At 43.8% G+C, this 18597-nt stretch carries 14 protein-coding genes and 1 riboswitch; of the genes, 2 read left to right on the forward strand and 12 right to left on the reverse strand.

The genetic code is table 11. The features are described 5' to 3' along the window. The 12 genes from F1644_RS15015 to cobI form a co-directional block, all read right to left on the reverse strand. A complete protein-coding gene (locus F1644_RS15015; RefSeq protein ID WP_118303593.1) occupies positions 1-1086 on the reverse strand; it encodes a TlpA family protein disulfide reductase in 1086 nt (361 codons plus the stop codon). Between the two features lie 110 nt (positions 1087-1196). Next, on the reverse strand, positions 1197-1598 hold the full coding sequence (locus F1644_RS15020) for a hypothetical protein (RefSeq protein WP_168044209.1): 402 nt from the start codon (positions 1596-1598) through the stop codon (positions 1197-1199). 110 nt (positions 1599-1708) lie between these two features. Next, positions 1709-1993: a hypothetical protein gene (locus F1644_RS15025; protein ID WP_317147132.1), complete on the reverse strand. Its 285-nt coding sequence runs from the start codon at positions 1991-1993 to the stop codon at positions 1709-1711. Positions 1994-2416: 423 nt separating this feature from the next. Then, positions 2417-3985, reverse strand: a complete 1569-nt coding sequence (locus tag F1644_RS15030) for a RagB/SusD family nutrient uptake outer membrane protein (RefSeq protein ID WP_168044211.1) — start codon at positions 3983-3985, stop codon at positions 2417-2419. Positions 3986-3995: 10 nt separating this feature from the next. After that, positions 3996-7586 (reverse strand): SusC/RagA family TonB-linked outer membrane protein, encoded by a 3591-nt coding sequence (locus F1644_RS15035; RefSeq protein WP_118303599.1) that lies wholly within the window; start codon positions 7584-7586, stop codon positions 3996-3998. A gap of 77 nt (positions 7587-7663) precedes the next feature. After that, positions 7664-8797, reverse strand: coding sequence for a FecR family protein (locus tag F1644_RS15040; protein ID WP_118303601.1), 1134 nt, complete (start codon positions 8795-8797; stop codon positions 7664-7666). Positions 8798-8873: 76 nt separating this feature from the next. Then, entirely contained in the window at positions 8874-9440 is a 567-nt protein-coding gene (locus tag F1644_RS15045) for an RNA polymerase sigma factor (protein WP_158571808.1), read from the reverse strand. Between the two features lie 84 nt (positions 9441-9524). Further along, entirely contained in the window at positions 9525-10895 is a 1371-nt protein-coding gene (locus tag F1644_RS15050) for a redoxin domain-containing protein (protein ID WP_118303605.1), read from the reverse strand. 153 nt (positions 10896-11048) lie between these two features. Continuing rightward, entirely contained in the window at positions 11049-12038 is a 990-nt protein-coding gene (locus tag F1644_RS15055; RefSeq protein ID WP_118303607.1) for an aspartate-semialdehyde dehydrogenase, read from the reverse strand. A 201-nt stretch (positions 12039-12239) separates the two neighbouring features. Further along, positions 12240-14000, reverse strand: a complete 1761-nt coding sequence (locus tag F1644_RS15060) for a lipid A phosphoethanolamine transferase (RefSeq protein WP_118303609.1) — start codon at positions 13998-14000, stop codon at positions 12240-12242. Further along, positions 13945-15117, reverse strand: a complete 1173-nt coding sequence (locus F1644_RS15065) for a BamA/TamA family outer membrane protein (RefSeq protein ID WP_118303611.1) — start codon at positions 15115-15117, stop codon at positions 13945-13947. Before F1644_RS15065 ends, F1644_RS15060 begins: the two co-directional genes overlap by 56 nt. 59 nt (positions 15118-15176) lie before the next feature. Beyond that, entirely contained in the window at positions 15177-15878 is a 702-nt protein-coding gene (cobI, locus tag F1644_RS15070) for a precorrin-2 C(20)-methyltransferase (RefSeq protein ID WP_118303613.1), read from the reverse strand. 217 nt (positions 15879-16095) lie between these two features. After that, a riboswitch (cobalamin riboswitch) is annotated at positions 16096-16283 on the forward strand. Between the two features lie 21 nt (positions 16284-16304). Here cobI and F1644_RS15075 point away from each other — a divergent pair. Both F1644_RS15075 and F1644_RS15080 read left to right on the forward strand, forming a co-directional pair. After that, positions 16305-17456 (forward strand): ABC transporter substrate-binding protein, encoded by a 1152-nt coding sequence (locus F1644_RS15075; protein ID WP_087419647.1) that lies wholly within the window; start codon positions 16305-16307, stop codon positions 17454-17456. Between the two features lie 4 nt (positions 17457-17460). Further along, positions 17461-18507, forward strand: coding sequence for an iron ABC transporter permease (locus tag F1644_RS15080; protein ID WP_117721651.1), 1047 nt, complete (start codon positions 17461-17463; stop codon positions 18505-18507). The last annotated feature ends 90 nt before the right edge of the window (positions 18508-18597 follow it).

Below are 18597 nucleotides of genomic sequence, written 5' to 3' on the forward strand. Positions count from 1 at the left end.
TTATGATTTTAAGATGTTTTGAATTAAGTCTTTCATTTCTTTGTCGGGACTGGGGGCAAATACGGTGATGATTTTTCCTTCTTTGTCTATGATGAAATAACGAGGTACTCCTACTATTTGATAATCTGTTTCAAAATGAGAATCACCTGTGGGAGAGATAATAAGATTTATTAATCCGGTCATGTTGTTTTCCTGGATAGCTTTTAACCACTTATCCCGGGTTCTTTCTTGATCAATAGAAACTGTTAGGAAAATAATGTTTCCATTTTCTTGAAATTCATTCTTTAATTGAATGAACTTCGGCATTTTTTCAATGCAACTGCAACACCACGTGGCCCATACGTCTACAACGATGACTTTGTCTTTAAAATTACCGAATGTGTAGATGTTTCCATCCGAATCTTGTAATGAAGATAATGGTGCCGGTTTGCCTTGGCCCAAGAGTTCATATTGCGTGTATAGTTTTAATATTTCAAGTTTTAAGGGAGAGGATTCTACATGTGATTCTATGATTGGGCGTAGTTGGGCAATTTCTTTTGTACAGCCATTGTTTTGAAGAAGGAATTTTATTTTTTTCAGATAAATCTCATGTAACAATTTATTGTCACCGGAAAAGATTTCATTTAGTTTCGTGTAGTCATTATGATTGAGGGCTCTTGTGGGAAATTGTGTCGAGATGGTGATACCGTCTCTTGCTGCATCAAAAGACTCTCCTTCTTTTAAGGCGAGAATCATGTAATAATAATTCGTGAATTCTTCTGGAGAATTTTGTTGCATGAATGTGATAACCGAGGAGTCATTTAACACTATGGGTGAAATTTCCTGAAGTAAAAGTTGAATATCTTCTTTTTCTCCTTTACTGCAAATGATGTATTCTCCGCTTTTTAGGGTCATAAAGCAATTATTTATGGTAGTAAATGCTGCCGTGTTTGTTCGTTTGGTATTATTGTGATAAGTCTCGATAATATCTTTGGCGGAGGCAAAATTCTTTGACCATTCTTGCTTTAGATGCTGATATGCATTGAGGTTTTGTGCAAAAAGAGGAAAATATAATAGTTGCAGGAAAATTAAAATTTTTATCTTCATATCTTGTGTGAGATTATGCTTTTTTCGAGTTACTCCAACTCCCCTCCCGTGTAAGGAGAGGGGAGTTGTGGTGTGGGATTCGTAATTAACGAAAGGACTTTTGACGCACCTTATTTCTGAGGTCCTTTGGCTATTCCTTCGAGATCAATGTTGTAATTGTTTTTTATATGGTTTACCACGATTTCATATCTTGAGTTGACAAGAGGATATGTTTCCGGAGAATATTTTGCTTGAAATTCTTCTTTCGTGTAAAACATGGCTGCTCTTATATAGGATAGATAGTCTCTATACGGATAGGCTTTTGTGTCCCAACTTGCATTTGTATATTCGGATATACTATACGGCGAGCTTTCTTTACTAAAATCTCTGGCAAGAATGTTAATAAAACCTCGAGTTAGATAATAATCTGGCTTGTCTTTTTGACTGTTCGTAATTGCAGTGGTGTAGTCAATTCCTTGTTTGAAACTATCCGGTTCATTTATTACTTTGTTTTGTAAAGCCGCTTCAAACATTAGATAAAGTAATGTTGCTCTTTTGATTTTTAAATCTTGTGAATTAGGATGAGCAATTTGATCGGCAGTGAAGCTAATTGCCCAATAATCAAAACCGTCTGTTTTTAATCCTACAAAATTACGGTTCCCCGTTCCGGTCCCTGTTCCGGTTCCCGTTCCAGTTCCCGTTCCGGTCCCTGTTCCGGTTCCCGTTCCAGTTCCCGTTCCGGTCCCTGTTCCGGTTCCCGTTCCAGTTCCCGTTCCGGTCCCTGTTCCGGTTCCCGTTCCAGTTCCCGTTCCGGTCCCTGTTCCGGTTCCCGTTCCAGTTCCCGTTCCGGTCCCTGTTCCGGTTCCCGTTCCAGTTCCCGTTCCGGTCCCTGTTCCGGTTCCCGTTCCAGTTCCCGTTCCGGTCCCATTGGGATCCTCTCCCGGGTTCAATCCTCTTAAATTATCCAGCATATATATTTTGGCTGGTAACACTAGTTTAGCAATTTCCGGAGTTACATAATTGAGAACATGATTTTTGAGAAAGTCGACGTAATACGGTGTTTGTTCGTCTGTTAAATCATTCCCATAATATAATTTTCCTGTACCCAAGGATGTCCATTTGCGATTAAGGTCTTGGGGGGTAATACCTTTGTATAGTAAATATACCCCATAAACATCGTGAATGTCCTTGATTTCTTTATCCCACGAATTGTTTCCTTGGGGGAATTCAAGTCGTAAAACCGAATAATTACCGGAAGGGGTAACATCACCTTCATTGTAACAGGAGGTTAACATGAAGATACTGCTTATAGCTATTAACAATATGATCTGTTTCATGGCATACTATTTAATTAAAGGTTAATACCGTTGCGTGGGGCGGGGGCCAATGGGTTTTGTTCTAGTAAATTATTCAATTCCAAAGCATCGGGAGGTAATGGAATCGTGTATCCGGGATCATGTTCTTTGAGCGTGTAAACGAGCGTTGATTGCGCATCCGGGTACCATGTGTGTTGAATTTGTGGCATTCCCCAACGGCGTAAATCAAACCAGCGATGATCCTCAAAGCAGAGTTCTCGGCGTCGTTCGTTATGTATAAATGTAATTAATTTCTCGGGGTCCGTGATATTCTCGTTTTGATAATTTAAAGGAAACCGGAATCTTCTAAATTCATTTAGTGTATTTAGGGCTTCTTGTCCGGCATTCGCTACTCCGGCTTTGTAAAGCATGGCTTTTGCCTCGCAGAAATTCAAGTAAGCTTCCGACAATCGAAGACTTCTACCAAAAGCATCATTCGTTGCAACCGGTTGATAATATGCCTTAGAACTTACGTTTATTTTCCCGAAAGCTGAGGGCATTGCTTCAAGCTCGTTATCTTCATTGATAATTTGAAATTTACTACGAATGACATAACGTTCTTTACGCAGGTCGTTTTCTGTTTCGTCAAAATAATTCATGAGTTCTTTCGAGGCTCTAAAAAACGGATGGTCATTTGTTGAGACACTTACGTTGTAAACATATTTAGTTACATCTGTAATATTTCCGTATACCCAAATAACTTCGCTCGATGTCGTGTAAGAGTGATAGTTTATGTAAGAGGGGATACTAGGGTCTTCTTCTGAGTATGTTTTGATTGTGTTCAAATCCAATAAATGAAAATTCCCGTTTGTAATGACATGATTTGCGTAGGTTGCGGCTTTTTCCCATTCTTCCATGTATAAATAAGCTCTGGAAAGAAGGAGATGAACCATGGGAAGGCTGGTTCTTTTGTTGGGTTGCCATTGTTGAGCGCTCGGCAAGGTCTTGTATAAGCGTTCGGCTTCTAGAAGATCTTTTATAATTTGAACATACACTTCTTCTACGGTGTTTCTCTTCAGTTCGGATTCCTCAATACCACTATTTAACTTCAATGGAACACCTAGCGCTGTCTTATCGTAGTTGTAAGGGGCTCCGAATATGTTGATTAAATTGAAATAAAGGAATCCGCGAAGAGCTAAAGCTTGGGCTTTTACAGAATTGATAGCATTCTTGTCATCGTTTATATCATCAACATAGTCCAGAATAGCATTTGCTCCTAATATCAAGGCATAATAAGAGCTATAAAGGTTTGTGTATTTCTCCCCGGCAGTACCCATAATGTCATACATATTGGATTGCCAAGTGTAAGGAGCATACCATCTGTTTGCATCTGAACCGACTTTCACTCCTTGATAAGGAGCTGGAGCGATATCGTCATCCAACAGATGGAGAAATACATTTAATTCTGTAATACCGTTACGTGGATAAGCTTCTCCAAGTAAAAGTTCACTTAAGGAGTTGGCGTCTTTGGGAACAAATTCACTCTTGGATTTGGGTTCGAGAAAATCTCCACAACTTCCAAGAATTAGACTTACAATGCAAAGAAATATAATTCGTTGTTTCATAATGTTATCTTTAAAATCCTACACTTAAACCACAAGAAAAGATCTTGGGCATGACACTATCTCCTAACTCCGGGTCGAATCCATTGAAACGATTACTGCCAATGACGAATGGATTATTGAGGTTTGCACTAATCGAACAATTGGTGGCTCCGAATTTAGAGCATATCCGGGGTGGCATATTCCACGATACTGAAATTTGATTACATCGTAAAAAAGAGGCATTAACAACCATTGCATCGGAATTTGCCCACATGGAGTAAATGGAATTGGATTGTGTTCCGTCAGGAAGTTGTATGTTATATACGTCTTCGACGGAAGTGTATAAAGCCGGGTAAATCGTGTGTTTTTCATCGCCGGGTTTTTGCCACCGTTTTAGCAGGTCTTTCGACAGGTTATGGTAAGGGGCCGGAAGTTTCCCGTAGTTGAAATTTGCATAAGGATTCGGAAGGCGTTTCTTGGCACCGAGTAACACGGAAAAATCGACACCTAATGACAGGCTCTTGTAGCGTACACGTGTGTTGACTCCACCCGTGAAGTAAGGGGCCTTTTGACCGGAATATACCAGAAACGTGGTAGGATCAATATCGGGATCTATTTCATCGAAACCAATCCGGTTGAAGGTTGGATAACCTGTTTGCGGGTCAAGTCCGGCAAAAGAATACGACCAGAAGGCACTTAGTGGATATCCTTTCTTTAATAAACGGTCACTACTGCCGGTAAGGAAATTATCTTTCGTCAGTTTATCTGCTTTTATCCGGACATCATCGTTTTGAGCTTTATTCCAGTTTTTGGATGCGTTGATACCGATGGTCCATGCGAAATCTTTTCTTTTGTAAGGGGTTAAATTTATAGAGTATTCAATCCCGTGATTATGGATCCGACCTCCGTTTAATTTCATGGTTGCCATACCGTATTCTTGTGCAATATCCTGGTTGATAATGGCATTTGAGCGTCGTCCATAATATTCGAAACTCATGGTGATACCATTAAACAATTGCATGTCTAACCCTAAGTTCCAAGTTTTTGTGCGTTCCCATTTTAACAGGGGGTTGGGCAAACTGGATATGGTCAAGTAATATTCGTCATAACCTCCTATAATTCCCCGGTACTGGGCAATGAGATCAGGGCTTACGGAATTTACAACATTTCCTTGAATCCCGTAGGTCGCACGTAAATTCAGTTGGTTGAGCCATGGCAGGTAGTTTTTTATAAATTCCTCCTCGGCAATTCTCCAAGATATACCGAAGGAATATGTCGGGTCAAATTGGTTGTTGGCATCTTGCCCGAATCTATTAGATGCGTCTGACCTTATGTTGGCATTGAATACGTAGCGATCTTTTAAAGAATAGGCTAACGTAGCAAAAAATGACACGAAATTATTGGTAATACTTGTGTTTGCCCATCCTCCTTGGTAGAGTTTATCCAGCACACCCCAGGAAATAGGGACGACTCCGCCAACGGGAACAATTTCTGTCGGCTTGGAGGGAGAGACTAATATCTCGCCTCGTTCGGGAACGTATCCCCAAACCGTATTTGTGTTATTTTTGTTTGCTTCTGAACGGATTTCCATTCCGGCCATTGCGTTGATCCGGTGGAATTCGTGAATGGTTTTGGAGAACACGATTTTGTGTTGCATATTGTACGAGGTATTGTTTGTCTCGTTTGTGGCCAGTTCACCTCCGAATGGTAATAACGCTGCTTTGAATTTGGCGGAACCGGATGACTCTGAGCCATAAGCATAACCTCGATAGTTGCGTTCAATGTAGGATGTTTTCTCTCCTGCAAATGATTCCGAATTATTCAGGTTGAAAGCAATACTTCCCACGAATTGGTATTGAAGCCAGGTAACAATATTCCAATTCACGTTAAGTGACATATTTACGTTTTTTGCTTTATTTTTAGAGTAACTGTTTTCCATCTCGTTCAAGATGTTGTAACCGTATTCAAGTTGTCCGGTTCTATTTAGTTTGTACTCGTAGTATTGTTTATAAGATACCCGATCTCCGTTTTCATCAACAAAAGGAATTGCCCGGCTGGTTTGTTTTGCGTAAGTTTCAGGACTAACTCCCGGTCCATATCCTTTCCTGTCAGTAAATGAATTACTTAGATTGAAATTAACAGAAAGAGATTCCAGTAGTTGGGCGTTGACATTCAATCGAGCGTTAAACTGTGTCATGTCATCACCTTTTTGCGTTCCGTGGCTTGAAGAGTAGCCAAAAGAAGCATTGTATGTCACTTTCTGGGAACCTCCGGTAATGCTTAAGTTATGAGAATGACTGACAGAATTTCGACACAGGATGTCAAACCAATCAGTGTTACACGTTTCCAAGTATTCCATCTGTTTCATGAAATTTTCTTCGCTGATTTGGCGATTATTGTACATGGCCATTAACCCTTCATAGGTATATATTTGAGGAAGAGGATCGCTCTGGTACCTGATTCCGGCGTCATAAGCTTCTTTACTGAATTGAATCCTTTCTTTGGAGTTCATGAAGTTGAACATCCCGTAGTTGGGACGGGCTCTAAATGATAAATTCGTTGAATAACGAATGCTTGTTCTCTCTGCGCTCCCTTTCTTCGTGGTAATCACGATGACCCCGTTGGAAGCTTTTGAACCGTAAATAGCCGTTGCGGATGCGTCTTTTAAAACAGTGATTGTTTCAATGTCAGCAGGATTTAACCATGATATCTGGTTCCCGATCAAGTTTTTCATATCTTCCGTTACAGCGGAGCTGGCATCAATGGGGAGTGGGTCTGGCTGGATGATACCGTCAACGACCCATAGCGGATCCGTGTTTCCGAAAATAGTGGAAGTTCCGCGGATCGTGATTTTAGGTGAACTACCTATACGAGAAGAAGAATTGACGACAACCATTCCTGGAATCTTCCCTTGTAACATTTGGTCGATAGAATTGTATGCCGGCATCATAATATCTGCGGCTTTTACTGTCGTGTAAGAACCCACCATGTCCCGGCGATTGATGCTTTGATAACCTGTCACCACGACTTCATCCAGTTGGGCCTCTTCTGGCTCCAGGATTATCGTCACGGGTTTCCCGGCCATGCAGGAGACCTCTTTCGTTTGCATACCCACGAACGAGAAAATAAGAGTTTGTTCTTTTTGTTCATTTAACGTGATCGTGAAATTTCCGTTTACGTCTGTTGCCACGCCCGATTTTGTTCCTTTAATAATTACCGTTACCCCGGGGAGCGGGTTGCCGGCTTGATCGACGACTTTGCCGGTGATCGTGTGTGTCGAAGTCGTGGGAGATGTTTCTTCCGTCTCTTTCACGACAACCACCCCTTCCACCATCGAATAGGTTAAACCGAAGTGTTTCAGTACGGTTGCAATAGCTTCGTTTACAGGTACATTTTTCAGAACGAGGTCTTTACATCTTTTATCTTTTACTTTTTCCAAGTTGTAAAGAAATTTTACCCCGGTTTGTTGCCGAAAAGAATTGATCGCTTCGACAAAAGAAACTTCTTTGTAGTTCATGTTTACCGCTTTGCCTTGTGCTTTTAAGTTCGTATGACACGTAAGCAAAACAAATAAAAACAGAAAGCTTGCAAGAACCTGCATGATTCTTCCTTTTTTTTTCATAATTTTGAGACGTTTAGTTATATAAATTAAACCATATCAAACCGGATTTTAGTTGGTGCTTGGTCCGGTTTGTTTTTTTATAAACCTACTGTTAAAGTATTCCCTTTTAATGTTAGTTTTACATCAGCACTTTTTTCGAACATCTCGATGAAAGTTATAATATCCTTGAAACGACTGAGGTCGCCCGAAAAATGCAAATCTTTTACCTCTTCATTCGTGTAGAAAATGTGAATATCGTACCATCTGGACAATTGTTCCAGAATATCTTCCATCCTCATTTCCTCAAACAAGAACATACCGTCTTTCCAGCAGGTGAAGTACTTGGTGTCCACCGTTCTTAACTTACTTTCTCCGTTCCCGTTGACCGATAATTGTTGATCGGGAGCAAGGATAATGCTTTTACCATCCGGTAGATCACAAGATACTTTTCCTTGTACTAACGTGGTCACGAGTTTCTCTTTCTCCGGATAATTGCACACGTTAAATTGAGTACCGAGAACCGTGATGTTTCCTAGGGACGTCTTCACGATAAAAGGTTTGCCTTCTTGTTTTGTAACTTCAAAAAAAGCCTCTCCTGCCACGGAAACTTCTCTCGTGTTACCCGTGAATTGGATCGGATACCTTAATTCAGAATCGGCATTCAGCCACACTTTTGTCCCGTCTGCCAACACTAACGAGTATTCCCCTCCCCGGGGAACAACCAACGTGTTATAGAGGGGTGCCGTTTGCTGTTGAGCCTGTTCGGTATCATACCGTAGTCCCATGGAATCGATATGAATGTTAATCCCGTTTTGTTCGTCGATTTTCACGGAGTCTCCTTTCAATTCAATTTCCAGACCATCATGTTTAATCAAGAAAGCTTTACGTGTTCCCGGATGTACTTCGGTAAGAAAGAGTTCATCTGGGGTAGGTGTCGATTCGGGAAGTTGCTGGAAATACAGGAATGTCCCTGTTCCGATTAGGATAATAATGGCGGCTGCAATTTTTAATAAGCCGGGTGACACCCATCTTTTTCTTGGTTGAACAACTTGCTGGTAGGCCTTTAGGTAATTGAAGCGTTGTTGTTCCCGAAGTTTTTTGGAAACGTAACCCTTCTCTTGCAGTTTATCTGCAAGTTGTTTTAGCATATTGTCATCGATAGGTTCTTCCGTGTGTTCTGTGATCTTTTTTAATAGCCACTCGGTCTTATCTGATAATGCATTCCATTTCATCGGATTCGATTTTTATGCGTTATTTTATCTATAAATCCGAAAGTGCTATATGCGGGTGACAGCTAGAGTAATTTTTTTACTTTAATATTTCCAGAATGTATATGAGAAGTAAACTTTGTTTTAAATTTTCTTTGAGAAACACGTAGGCTCTTTTCTTTTGCGTTTTTACCGTGTTGATGCTGATATTCAGTTGATCGGCAATCTCTTGCACGGTCAACCCGTCAATACTCAATAGCAAGATGTTTTTACGTTGTTCCGGTAATTGATCAATGACCACGTGTAATTTGCGAATAAGCTCTTCTTCGACGGCTTGGTAGAAATCAACATCTTCAACATCGTCTTGTTCTTTGCTCCATCTTTGTAATCTTTGATTATCGACATTCTTATCCCGGAGATATTTTAAAGCGTTATTGTGTACCGAACGGTATAGATAAACCGAGAGGGCTTTCATCTCTTGGAAATGGAGCGAAGAATTCCAGATGGAGATAAAGCATTCTTGAACGATGTCTTCCGCCACGGTTTCATCTACAACAATTTTGGTCGTGTAATTGCATAGAGTCCCGTAGAAATAGCGATATAGCTCTTTCCATGCATCAGATTCTTTCTGATTTATCCCTTTTAAGAATTTCTCTTGACTTGACACGGTGTGATTTCCAATTGTTTTTGCAAATAAACAAAAACTTATTGAAATAAAAAAGTTGCGGCCCCATGCACGGGCCGCAAAAGTCTAATCTTGGATGGTCTCTTTGATAAAATCTTCCATGTTGGAAGACTGGAGAGGAGCTTGTAATTCTATGATCTTTCCAGCGGGATCAATGAAAATAAATTGAACCATGCTGGCAGCACTGTAATGACATTTCTGTAAAAAATGTTTATCGAATCCCGCGTAAAGATGAGTCCCGACTTGTACTTCCTCGTTTTGTATGGTTTGGACCCAGTTGTCTTTTTTATTCTCAATAGACAAGTTAACCAAAACGATGTTTTTCTTTTTAAATAGAGGTTGTAGTTTTTTCAACTCGGCAAATTGTTGTATTGCGGGACTGACACATGGCCACAAATAGAGGCAAACATATTTGCCCTTGAAGTCTTTAAGGGAGAATTCTTTATCTGAAATATCAACGGCTTTAAAATCCGGAGCAGGTTGTCCGGGGGAAACTGCGGCCCAACTATCATACGTCTGCTGGTATTGGGCAAGTAGTTCTTTGTCTGTCACGTGTTTCCGGTAGAAAGCATCCAGTTCCGTACTTTTCTGAATTCCGGCATCCTTGATATAATTGTTGGCAATAATGGTGAGTAAATTCTGTTTAACTTGTTCATCTTTGGTGTTATTGTTGATGTACTCCATTTGTTTCATGGCTTTTTCGTAGGGAGTACGAATAGGCGTCTTACGACTCATGATGAATGTGGGAACTTCGGTCATGAGAGTGCGATATTGTGATAGGCACAATGAATTTAGGTCTTCTTCCAACCAAGCTTTAAGCTCGTTGTAATAATCATCTCCCGGGGTATATTCAATCTTTGCCATATAGGGGTGCATCCGGGGATAGTCAAGTAATGACAAGCCCAGCATGTATTTAATCCGATTCTTTTCGAGTTTCACGAATTTACTGCTTTCCTTTGTCAAGGCTGGTGTCAGGCTGTCTAACAATTGTTGATTCTCCTTTACTTTCTCTTTCAGCAATTTCACAAAGTCTTTTATGTCTAAAGCGAAGTCCTTGTTTGCGGGCCATGATATTTTCACGTTCTTCAAGTAATCGGCAATGTTTTCTCGCACTCCCTCCATTTTTAGTGTTTTCTTCATGCTTTCTCCGTCAAAGGATAGTTGGATATGATCTCCTTTTTCGGCATAAATCGTCTTCTGCTCGGCAAAGCCGTTATGGAGAGTTAAGTAGATCGCATCCATATCTTCGATACGATATTCTGCATGTCCTTTGGCATCGAAATCCATACCAATCATGGACTCTTTCAAGTAGGAAATGACAAAACCCATTTCCGGGATTTTCTCCACATCTACGGAGAGCGTGATGTTGTTTTGACTTTTTGCAGTATGAGTACAAGAGGTTAGTGCGATTAGAAAAATAATAAACTTACATTTCATGTTACAAGTTTTAAATTTACAATGATTTTACGATCACAGAACACGTTATTAAATCCGGAACGGGTGGTTGCGGGTGACAGTGTTTATAAAAAAAATGAAGACCGGCAAATAGTTATTGCTGGCCTTCATTTTTTATAATGAACTTACGGGTTCTTACAAAAGATCGTGTTTGTACAGGTATTCCGCTATCTGCACGGCGTTTGTGGCGGCACCTTTGCGTAGGTTATCGGAAACTACCCACAGATTGAGGCTGTTGGGTTGGGAGAAATCCCGGCGTAAGCGGCCCACGAAGACTTCGTCTTTCTCGTTGGCGGTGATGGCCATCGGGTAAAGGTTCTGGGCGGGATCGTCCTGCACGATGATACCTTCTGAATGGGCGAGCAGGTCACGAAGTTCGTCAAGGTCGTAATCCTGTTTGAATTCGATGTTTACACTTTCGGAGTGTCCGCCCATAACGGGAACCCGTACGGCCGTGGCGGTTACTTTAATCGTGTCGTCATTTAATATTTTGCAGGTCTCGTTGACCAGTTTCATTTCTTCTTTCGTGTACCCGTTGTCAGTGAATGAGTCGCAATGCGGCAGACAATTCCGGTCGATTGGGTGAGCGTATGCTTTTTTCACCTCCCGGCCTTCCCGTTCGCCTTCGAGCTGGTTGATTCCTTTCAAACCGCTTCCGGTCACGGATTGGTACGTGGAAACGACGACTCGTTTGATCCCGTATTTTTTGTGAAGGGGTGCCAACGTAACGAGCATCTGTATTGTTGAACAGTTCGGGTTTGCGATAATCTTATCTTCTTTGGTTAAGGTGTTTGCGTTGATTTCGGGGATCACCAATTTCTTCGTCGGGTCCATTCTCCAGGCTGACGAGTTGTCGACCACGGTAATTCCGGCTGCGGCGAATTGGGGTGCCCATTCCAGTGAGGTGTCTCCCCCGGCAGAGAAAATAGCGAGTTGAGGTTTCATGTTGATCGCGTCCCGCATACCCATGACCTTGTAGTTTTTCCCCTTGAAGGTAATTTCTTTGCCTACCGAACGCTCGCTGGCTACCGGTATTAACTCTGTTACCGGGAAGTTTCTTTCTTCCAGAACCTGCAACATTTTTCTTCCGACTAATCCTGTTGCTCCTACTACTGCTACTTTCATCGTGTATAATTTGATTTAATGATTAGATTCCCTTTTCGGGAGTCTTTTTATGAGTTAGGTTATATTAACGCCTCAAAAGTAGTGAATAAGCATTGCTTGAACAATAGGGGAATGTTATTTTTTCAACAATCATACGGGATGTTAAATTCTTAACCCTTTTAATCATCTAGTCATAAAATCACTTAATCGGAAATCATAGAATCACTCAATTGAATAGTCCATTCCCCTTTTGAGAATCATCTCTTTATCTTGTTTCTTCAACCCGACCTCGTAATAATTCACGGGTTGATCGTGGTCTCCGAGGTACATGCGTGGTCTCCGGACAAAACCGGGATTGACGAGCGAGTAAGTGGAGTCAAAATAAGGGGTCTGAATCTCGGCCATATTCAACAGGGTATGGAAGATTGAGGCGTTCGAAGAAATGGGGGCGCTACTATTGTAACGTGCAACCTCGTATTTTTCCGGTCTGGCATCAATGTAATTTTCCGAGAACCACATCAGGAATGGAATGTGTATCTGGTAATAGGTCGGGATCGGTGAGGCGTGCAGGAATCTTTTCCGGCTGTCGTCCAGTAAATCCTCCCCGTGGTCCGGCGAGTAAATCATGGTGGCATCAGCTCCCGAGTTCTTCAATATCCCGATCAGGCTGTGCAGGAAGTAATCCGTGTACAGGACGCTGTTGTCGTAAGCGTTGATGAGCTGGTCCTTGTTTTTGTACTCGACTTCCGTGGCGTTGGCCGGTTGGAATTTGGCAAATTCTTCCGGGTAACGCTCTTTGTAGTTGAAGTGCGACCCGTAGGTGTGGAAGACAATGAATAGGTTTTCGCTCAACGAATCCACGTATTGCTGTATCAACGGGAGCATTTCTCCGTCGAATTTATTGACCGTGATTAATCCCCCGTCCGCTTGTGGACGTACATTGACATGAATGTCTGCCTCCGCGGCAAAGTAATCCGTGAATGATCGGTTCGGTGTCTGGTTTGACAGGAATATTGTTTTAAACCCGGCCTCCTTGAAGGCAGTTACGATGCTTTTATGCGTGTAGAGGTACTCGTAGTGGCAAGCGTCGGCGGCGGACAGGATGAGTGGTACGCTTTTGTGTGTCGTGTTAGATTGTGTTAAGGCATCTTTGTATAGTACCAAGTTATCCTCGTTTTTTAATAACGGGTTGGTTTCCCGCTGGTATCCCCACAGTTCCCAGTTTTCAGCTCTTCCGGCCTCCCCGATTACCAGCACGTATATTTCCCGGCGTTGGTGAACGGAATCACGGGTGGCATGATAGACGAAATCTTTCGAGGTGACGGGATAGTTCATGCTGCGGTTCCATTTCACTCCCGCGTAATACAAGTTATACATCACGTTTGCCGGGTATATATCTGTTTTTACCTCGTAGGTGTTATCCCTGTGTTTCTCGAAAGCGACCAGTCCGGAACCAATGATAAAGAAGATGATTCCCCACGTGATCATGTGCTTGCGGAACACGGCAGTACGTTTCACTTTATGGTGTACGGCAATAGAGGCCAGCACGATAACAGGGATATAAAGGACGCAGACAATGATAATGGAGGGCCATATATTTCCCAGCAATTCCCCGGCCTCGGAGGCGTTCGTGGTGGGTAGGTTCAGGAACATATCAACAGCGATGACTGACTCTCCGAAGAGATAGAACAAAACGAGCTGGAAGGCGTGTAAGATCAGTACCGGAATCAGTATCAATTGCATGAGGCCCGCCCGTTTGAACAGGGAGAACACGACCATGTAAACACCAAGTGGTAGTAGGATCAAGATCGTTTTGCCCAGTCCGGAGAGAGGTTCCGTGAAAAGCAAGCAGAAATTCGGGACTAAATTCAACACGATAAAGAGCCAAAACAGTAATCTTGGCTGTTTCACGAAATTCACGATTCCTTTAGAAAGCTTCGTTAATACCGAAGTAGAATGCGCTGACGCCTTTGCCGAATCCATAATCTAATCTTACGTTTACTCTGTTTTTAAATTCCCAGCGATAACCTATTCCGTAGGTCGGCAGGGTTTGTTTCCACTTGAATTTGTCCATGTCGGGGAACACGTTTCCGGCTCCGCCCCATGCGACAATTCCATGGCGGTTGTATATCTTCTGGCGATACTCTACCTGAAATTGTATCAGGTCGTTGTCCCGGTATCTTCCCTCGTAGTACCCTCGCATGGCGTATGATCCTCCCATGAGGGAAACCATGCTCCAGGGAGTGTCTCCGTAATTGAATGTCCCTTGTAACTGGCTGGCGAGTATGGCACCTTTCCACATTTTCTGGTAGTATCGGAAGTCCACGCTTGTGCGTTTGAAACTATCGTCATTTCCCAGCCATCCGGGAAAGAATTGTTGTTCCAGTTGGGCGAAAAATCCTCTTGCCGGGTTCGGGATAAAGTCTCGCGAGTCATAAGATATAACGAGTCCCGGTCCGAAAGTGTTCACGTTTTTCTTGGCCCCGTTGAGGAACGTGATGTCATCGAAATTCCTTGCCGTGACGTTGCGGAACATGAGGTTTGCCCCGGCGTACAAATTGGGAGCGAGTTTGTATAGAAGTTCCAGTTTTACCTGTTGTTCCAATCGTTTGTACTCTGTCTTGTGATCCTCGTCTTTCCCCGCATCGTAGCCGATCCCCCAGTATTCACTGGGAAACGAGAAAAAGTACATATTAATGTTTGCCCGGAAACGGTCTTTCGGGAAAATCATGTTGCCCCGGATACCTAGCAGGTAAAAACCCGTGGTCGTGACATCCCCGTAAAGGGAAATGTTTGACGGGGAGATGGTTTTATCTTCACGGTCAATACGGAATAGTCCGGATGCGACCACGCCGAGCCCCAGTTTCGTGTCGCTCGAAAAGTGCGGTCCCCCGATGATGGAGAAGTCGAATTTCTTTTCTTCTTTCACCTTGTTCGATTGCTCGAAATAACGATAGAAACGGTGAAAGAATCCATTCTTCAACGTGTCAGTTGTATTGTTCAGCGAATCTCTTGTCACGAGTTCCCCCGCCATGATGTCATGGAACGGGATAAACAATAAAAGGCATAACGACAATGCACATGTTATTCGTTGAATCATATAATTAACCTGTAAAAATGTTTATAATCATTCATCTTGCGTCTTCTTGTACGCAATATCTATGCCAATTGTTTGCAAGGACGAATAATCATTAACGAGAAATAGGGGAAGTCTTTACGTGTGATGTCGTTGTAAGCAGTCGTGTGTAGCTCGTCTGACGTGCCTACATTTTCGTAATAGTGGTACTCGTGGCAGGGACTTTTTTGCATGAAACGGTGTATTTCTTCCGTGCATTGCGAGAGTTTCATGATCACCACGACATGACCGTTGGAAAGAAGGGCGTCCAGTTCTTCGGCGGTGGTTGTTCCCGGTAGAACGACGAGTTTTTCTTCTTGTTTCACGATGTGAAGGCCCGAGATGGCTCCTGCCGCAATAAAAGCAGGGACACCGGCCACGGTGGTCACGGGAAGGTTCATAGAAGCGAGTTTGTCGAACATATAATTCACGGAAGAGTAGAAACCGGAATCCCCTTCCGCCGTGATGGCAACGTTTTTACCCGTGGCGACAAGGGATGCTATTTCCGTACAAAGGGCATCATAGGCTTGATTGGCAAACGTGCGATCCTTGGACATGGGTACGTGGAAAAGTCGTACTCGTTCCATGTTCACGGGCAGGGCTTGCAGGATGTCCCGGGAACGGGATTTGGTCTGTGTGCCGGGACAATAGATAATGTCCGCCCCCTGTAAGGCTTTTAATGCCTTCAACGTGATCAATTCCGGTTCTCCCGGTCCCAACGATACTCCCACGATTTTTCCTTTCATGTCTAAATTAGTTTGTAAAGTTTATAAGGTTCATAAAGTTTATAAGATTTATGGTCCCTTGTGAGGTGCTTAGTTCACGGCAACGGAAGTTGCCGACAGGCTTCGTCCGAAGGACACCCCGTTACTTTATAAGCTTTATGAACCTTACAAACCTTATGAACTCTTTTTCTTCGTTGCAAAAGTCGCTAAAAAAGGAATAGCCTCAAAATAATATTTATATATTTGCAGGCGTCTTGGTGCTTTCATGTTGGAAGAAAAGGGAATCCGGTGAAATTCCGGGGCTGTCCCCGCAGCTGTAAAGTCATTGCCCGTCCGAGAGGGCGGATCTTTTCGTTAGGCCACTGGTGATACCGGGAAGGGGAAAAGATGACAAGCCAGAAAACCTGCCAGGAGGCGTGATTAATTAATACTTTCGGAGGAAAAGAAATGAATGTAGTGCGTTTTTTTTATCTTTTATGCTTTTGTAGTGTTCTCTTTTGTTGCAAGTCGACTTCACGCAAACAGTCGTCGGGAGAACAGACCGTGAAAGGGAAGGTCGATACGGTTTCCCGGATTCATATTAAGTATGCTAAAGGTTTTTGGTTGGAGGAACGTGAGGGGTACGTGGTACTGAACATCAAGGACCCGCAGGAGAGTAGTCATACTCATTACCAGTACGCTTTGGTTCCGCGTGGATCGACGGTGCAGACCCCGAAAGATTTACCGGTGGTGGCGTTGCCCGTGCGGAGTGCCATTTGCATGACCTCGTTGCAGCTCTCCAATTTCATCAAGTTGGGGGCGATGGATCGGGTGGTGGGAATCACGAGTACTCGTTTCCTGTTTAACAAGGATATGCAACGGCAGGTGGACGAGGGGCTAACCCGTCGTATCGGCATTGAGGGAAATTTCGATAACGAGGTGATCATGAGTATTAATCCCGACCTGATGTTGATTTCCCCGTTCAAGCGCGGGGGATATGATGCCGTGAAAGATATTGGAATCCCGCTGGTGCCTCATCTCGGTTACAAGGAGATGACGCCTCTCGGTCAGGCCGAGTGGATCAAGTTTGTCGGTCTGTTACTGGGCATGGAGGATGTGGCAAACCGGGAGTTCGACCGTATCGAGCAACGTTATAATTCTTTGAAGGCGATGGTGGGGGAGGTGAAAAGGCGTCCGGTGGTATTTAGCGGGGAGTTACGTGGGGGTGTTTGGTATGCCGTGGGAGGAAAGAGCTTTTTGGCGCAATTGTTCCATGATGCGGGGGCGGATTATTTCTTGAAGGATGATCCCCGTTCCGGTGGTGTGACGCTTGATTTCGAGACCGTGTACAATCAGGCAGAGAGTGCCGATTACTGGCGGATAGCGAATAGCTTTGCCGGGGAGTATTGTTATGATGCCCTGAAAGCGCAGGATGAGCGTTACGCGGACTTCAAGGCGTTCAAGGAGAAACACGTGGTCTATTGTAATATGCGGGAAAAACCGTTCTACGAGAGTATGCCTGCCGAGCCCGAAGTCGTGCTGGCGGATATGATACGGGTGTTCCACCCGGAAATCCTTCCCGATCATGAACCGGTGTATTATGATATTTTAAAAAAGTGAGCCGATGAAGAGAGGTAAGTACACGATACTCGTTTTCGCGATCACGATTTCCATTCTCGTGTTCTTGTTGTTAAACTTGTTGCTGGGTTCAGTGGCCATCCCGTTTCGTTCGGTTTGGAATATCTTGACGGGAGGCGAGGGGGATCCGGTGGCATGGCAGAATATTATATTGAAATCCCGTCTTCCCCAAGCGTTGACCGCTTTGGTGGCGGGTGCGGGACTTTCGATAAGCGGTTTGCAGATGCAGACGATTTTCCGCAACCCGCTGGCGGGGCCGTCCGTGTTGGGTATCAGCTCGGGGGCAAGTCTCGGCGTGGCCTTCGTGGTGTTGCTTTCCGGTCAACTGGGTGGGGTGGCATTAAGTCGTCTCGGTTTTATCGGGGAGGTTGCCCTGTCGATTGCGGCTATCGTGGGAGCCTTGTCGGTGATGGGGCTGATCGTGCTGGCATCCCGGAAAGTGGCGGGGAGCGTGACGTTGTTGATTATCGGGGTTATGATCGGGTATATCGCTAACGCGGTGATCGGGGTGTTGAAGTTTTTTAGCGTGGAAGAGGATATTAAGGCTTACGTGATCTGGGGATTGGGGAGCTTTGCCCGGGTTTCGGGTAACCAGATGATGTTGTTCGTGACGATCATGGCCGTGATTATCCCGTTATCGTTTTTGCTGATCAAGCCGTTGAATTTGCTGATGTTGGGTGATGGTTATGCCCGTAATCTGGGGTTGAATATCAACCGGGCCCGGGTGTGGGTGATTACCTGTGCCGGGGTGTTGACGGCAATCGTGACGGCGTATTGCGGGCCGATTATTTTCCTTGGGTTGGCGGTACCTCACTTGTGCCGGGCAATTTTCCAGACATCCGATCACCGGGTGCTGATGCCGGCCTCGATGCTCGTCGGGGCATCGCTGGCGTTGCTCTGCAACTTGATTGCCCGCTTGCCGGGATTCGAGGGTGCGCTACCCGTGAATTCGGTGACGGCATTGGTGGGGGCGCCCGTGGTAGCGTCGGTGTTGTTTAGGAAGAGGAAAAGGCGGGATGCGGTGGAGTTTTAGGGATTCAGTGATTTCGTGATTTTGATCTTAGCGTGAAAAAAGAACTCCCTCCCCCTTCGGGTACTCCCTCTATAAACAGAGGGAGAGTTG

The organism is Butyricimonas paravirosa (genome assembly GCF_032878955.1).
Classification (GTDB): domain Bacteria; phylum Bacteroidota; class Bacteroidia; order Bacteroidales; family Marinifilaceae; genus Butyricimonas; species Butyricimonas paravirosa.